The organism is Xenorhabdus entomophaga (assembly GCF_037996725.1).
Classification (GTDB): domain Bacteria; phylum Pseudomonadota; class Gammaproteobacteria; order Enterobacterales; family Enterobacteriaceae; genus Xenorhabdus; species Xenorhabdus khoisanae.
The window spans coordinates 1-3,766 of sequence record NZ_JBBMXH010000188.1; the positions used below are offsets into that span (position 1 = coordinate 1).

At 36.1% G+C, this 3,766-nt stretch carries 3 protein-coding genes; 2 read left to right on the forward strand and 1 reads right to left on the reverse strand.

The window, feature by feature from the left end:
• The first annotated feature begins 134 nt into the window (after positions 1 to 134).
• On the forward strand, positions 135 to 1,250 hold the full coding sequence (locus AAC854_RS21660; RefSeq protein WP_422824120.1) for a phage baseplate protein: 1,116 nt from the start codon (positions 135 to 137) through the stop codon (positions 1,248 to 1,250).
• A 330-nt stretch (positions 1,251 to 1,580) separates the two neighbouring features.
• Positions 1,581 to 2,483 carry a GNAT family protein gene (locus tag AAC854_RS21665; RefSeq protein ID WP_340618903.1) on the forward strand — a complete coding sequence of 301 codons (903 nt, stop codon included), beginning with the start codon at positions 1,581 to 1,583 and terminating at the stop codon, positions 2,481 to 2,483.
• An 84-nt stretch (positions 2,484 to 2,567) separates the two neighbouring features.
• Here the strand turns inward: AAC854_RS21665 and AAC854_RS21670 are convergent, their stop codons facing one another.
• Positions 2,568 to 3,575, reverse strand: a complete 1,008-nt coding sequence (locus AAC854_RS21670) for a phage tail protein (protein ID WP_340618904.1) — start codon at positions 3,573 to 3,575, stop codon at positions 2,568 to 2,570.
• Positions 3,576 to 3,766 lie beyond the last annotated feature (191 nt).

Genomic DNA, 3,766 nt, shown 5'->3' on the forward strand with positions numbered 1-3,766 from the left:
AAAACCTCGGTTTGGTGGGAACTAAGGAACTGGCAGAAAATGCAGTGCCGAATGCACGGAAAGTAAATGGCAAGGCGTTAACGGGGGATGTGACCCTGAATGCCGAAGATGTTCAGGGAGAGCCGCGTTTTAACATGACCATTAACCTGACCGGATTAAGCAGTGATCGCTATTATCCGGTATGGTGGCAGTTTCCGTCTAATGATGGAGCGAATTCATGGTTAACGATTCATCGCTGGTATGCAGAGGACAGGGAAAAAGAGCCATTTGGTAAGGGAGTAACCCATCTTGCCGGACTGTCATTGCAGATTGAAGGAGGAGATGTCCCTTGGGGAGGCGATGCCCAATACCTGAATATTAAACGGGTTAGCCAAACCTACCGCAATACCGTCAAAAATATTCGTCATGGCATGATGTGTATAGCAAGGCCGATTGATGGTAAGTACCCGCTTTACCAAGGGGTAAAGTCCGGTGATATTGTCGAATGTAAAAGGAATAACGGCTGTTATTTACGGGGGGGCTTGACCTACCATGTGACCAGTAATTTTTCCGGAATTCGTTATTCTCGTGAGGAGGGTGAAGTTGAAATCAATAGTGCCTTGGAATCCAATAATAACTTTGAAATCAAGTGGACAGCTAAATCTTACGCTATTAATGACCCGCTATTAGGAAAAGATTACGATGATGTAGTAACACCTTATGCATATGATCTGGTAAATATCCTGTATCCTGTAGGCGTAGTTGTATGGTTTGCTCAGAATAAAAATCCGAATGATCTTTTTCCTAAAACACAATGGAAATATATTGGTGAAAATAAAACAGTTCGTTTAGCTAATCAAAATGGTTCCAATGTGCTTTCTGTCGGTGGAAATGATTCAATAACACTCACGGGCGCACAAATACCATCACATAATCATTCATTCAATGCTACTACTAGTAGTTTTGATTATGGAGCTAAAAGTACTAATTCTAATGGAAGCCATTTCCACGATAGTGGTTGGGGAGAAGCATATATCAATGATGCACGATACGGAATTTATGATAATACGAGAGGTAATACAGGTTCTGCTGAAACTGATTACGATAATTATAAATATAAAACCAGTACTGAAGGTGCTCATACCCATACAGTACACATAGGAGCACATACTCACTCTGTTTCAGGAACAACGGGAAATACTGGCAGTAGTTCAGCTATAAATATTACTAACTCATATATTATGTTAATGGGATGGTATAGAATCTCATAATGATGTTAATTCTAATTTTATTTTGAGTAAGAACACTTAAAATAAAAAAAAGATAAATTCACAGTGCGCCTAAAAGCTGAATATTCAGCTTTTAGGTATAGTTACTTTCTCTAGCTTAGAGACTATGTAAATAAACTATGCCTTTATAGTTCTTATGATTTTAAAATTTTCTTATTATTTTTTAACTAAATCAATAAAATTAACAACTTACTTACCATTCTTAATCTATAGAGTGAGAAATAATTCACCAAATTGAGCCACCTCCATAGCGAACCCCTCAAAAAAGATGTAAAATACATCATCACACAAATTACATTATTAAACCTTCACATGGCTACTTTAGATATTAAAAACAAACTATTAGGGTGGAAAGAAACAGATTTCGCTGAATACGAAAAAACTTATTTTTCTTTTGGTGGTAATTTGGCTACTCACCCTAATGTTCTAAAATTCATTCACGAAAGAAATAATTGCAAAGAAAGATACTTTATAAATAGAAATCGCTCTCATGAAGTTGATGCCGCAATTTGCATCTGGAACAATAAATACTTAGCTAATGATCCTTCTTGCCCATTATCAGATAAAATATCTATCGTTGTACCAAACGATGAGTTAATTATATCTACTAGCAAAGACGCACGTTTTCTTTTACCTGTAAAATCAAAATTCATATCTCCTTTAAATTCTGACAATATAATTAACTCAACATTTAAATTAAATGCAAATAGAAAATTATGTTTGGCTAAACCACAAACAAGCAAATCTAACAAAAAGTATAAACAAAGACTAAATAATTTTATAAAAGCAGGAGGCGAAATTATAGATGTTACTCAATTCAGCGCTAGTGAATTGGCAAAATTTTATGCACAATTAGTCGAGAAGCGATGGGGAAGTTTTAATTTAGATAAAGAAACAATTTTTGAATTCATTCAATTAATAAAACCAATAATTTTTGGGAATGTAATGTTTTTCAAAGATAAACCTTGCGCATTTCATTTTATATCAAAAACTAAATTTCATGAATATATAAATATTGAATTTATCCAAGCTGGTATGGATTGTTCGGATGAGTTATCTAAATTTTCCATTGGTTCGCTATTGATATGGAGCAATATATATAAATCAGAAAATGAGTTCAAAAATGTTAGATTTTCGTTTGGTAGACCATCACGAGACTATAAATTACGCTGGAGTAATACTTATCCAATAGGAAGGTCTATCACATTAATTTAAAAAAATCTATTTAATCCTCTGGGGTAGTTTCACTCCCAGAGGATTCTACGTTATCAATATGATATTTTTATAAATAAACTTTATTTAAGCAGCTCTAACTATATATAAAAATGCGACGTTACGGGGACGAGTTTCTTTACCACCACTATTACTGACAGGATATTTTCTTCTTCCATGGTCAGAACCTGTTCCAAAAAAGTCTCCCCATACTGAATTACCCGTCTCGTTCCTTATGGCTTCAAATTCATGGTTATGAGATTTAAATTCATCTCCTTGCCACGATAGTACCTGCCTACCTGAATCAACATTACGCCCTGCATCCAAGCCACGAATAAATTCACCTCGCAGATCAGGTAGTACTCCGGATGGATACGCTAATGCTAATTGAGGGTATTTAGCTTTATCAAAACGATCTCCATTACAAATTAAATACCCTGCAGGTGGCTTATTTTGTGGCCATGGTAAAGGCACACCAACAGGAATATTACTAATATTAGCAACATCATCAGTTGTAGCAACAACACCCATCTTTTGAGGAAAAGTTAAAACCCATTGATTTTGGTTACTTTTATTTCGCTGGACAAAATATATACCTTTTCCATCCTTAGTAGTTTCTAAGAATATATAGTCTCCAGTGTTTTGATGGACAAAATTAATTCTGCCATAACCAGCATGTCTAATAGTGTGTTCTAAATAAGAACTTATTGTACCAGGGCAATATATGCCCCCATTTTTATTTAAAATCCATTCCCCACCACCATCGTATCCATTATTTATGTGTATCCCATCACCACCTTTGTCTTTATATATCCATGCTCGTGGTCTTCCATCATCATCAGTCAGTGCAAGATGTTGTCTTCCATCCCCTTGAGATGCTACAACGCCAGAAGCTTGTATTGCTCCATTTAATTTCCCGCCAGTGATAGGCAACGCACCAATATCGTTTGCAGATGGCTTGTTTGCGGAACTATATTGAACAAACCACTCTTGATACTCTTCACCTGAATTCCATGATTGCCGAACAGCAACATGTCCGCGATGTGACAGATATAATTGTGAAATACATGGATCGCCTACTGTAACAATCATCATGCCATAACTATAAATTGGCACACCGTTTACTTTGGGAAAATCTGATACAGTTGTAGAATCATCAATAGCAATGAGATACGTCCCGGGTTTATTACAGCTTGCAAATGTCCCTCTACTGTTCACCCGACCAACAATAGATTTTGACCATGCCCCAGCCGCCAATTTTTGGGTTTCTACCAAACCGAGGTTTT

Bases quoted from the DNA above. Each gene is read 5' to 3' on its own strand.
- AAC854_RS21660 (WP_422824120.1), top strand. From the start codon at position 135: ATGACCATTAACCTGACCGGATTAAGCAGTGATCGCTATTATCCGGTA.
- AAC854_RS21665 (WP_340618903.1), top strand. From the start codon at position 1,581: ATGGCTACTTTAGATATTAAAAACAAACTATTAGGGTGGAAAGAAACA.
- AAC854_RS21670 (WP_340618904.1), bottom strand. From the start codon at position 3,575: ATGATGATTGTTACAGTAGGCGATCCATGTATTTCACAATTATATCTG.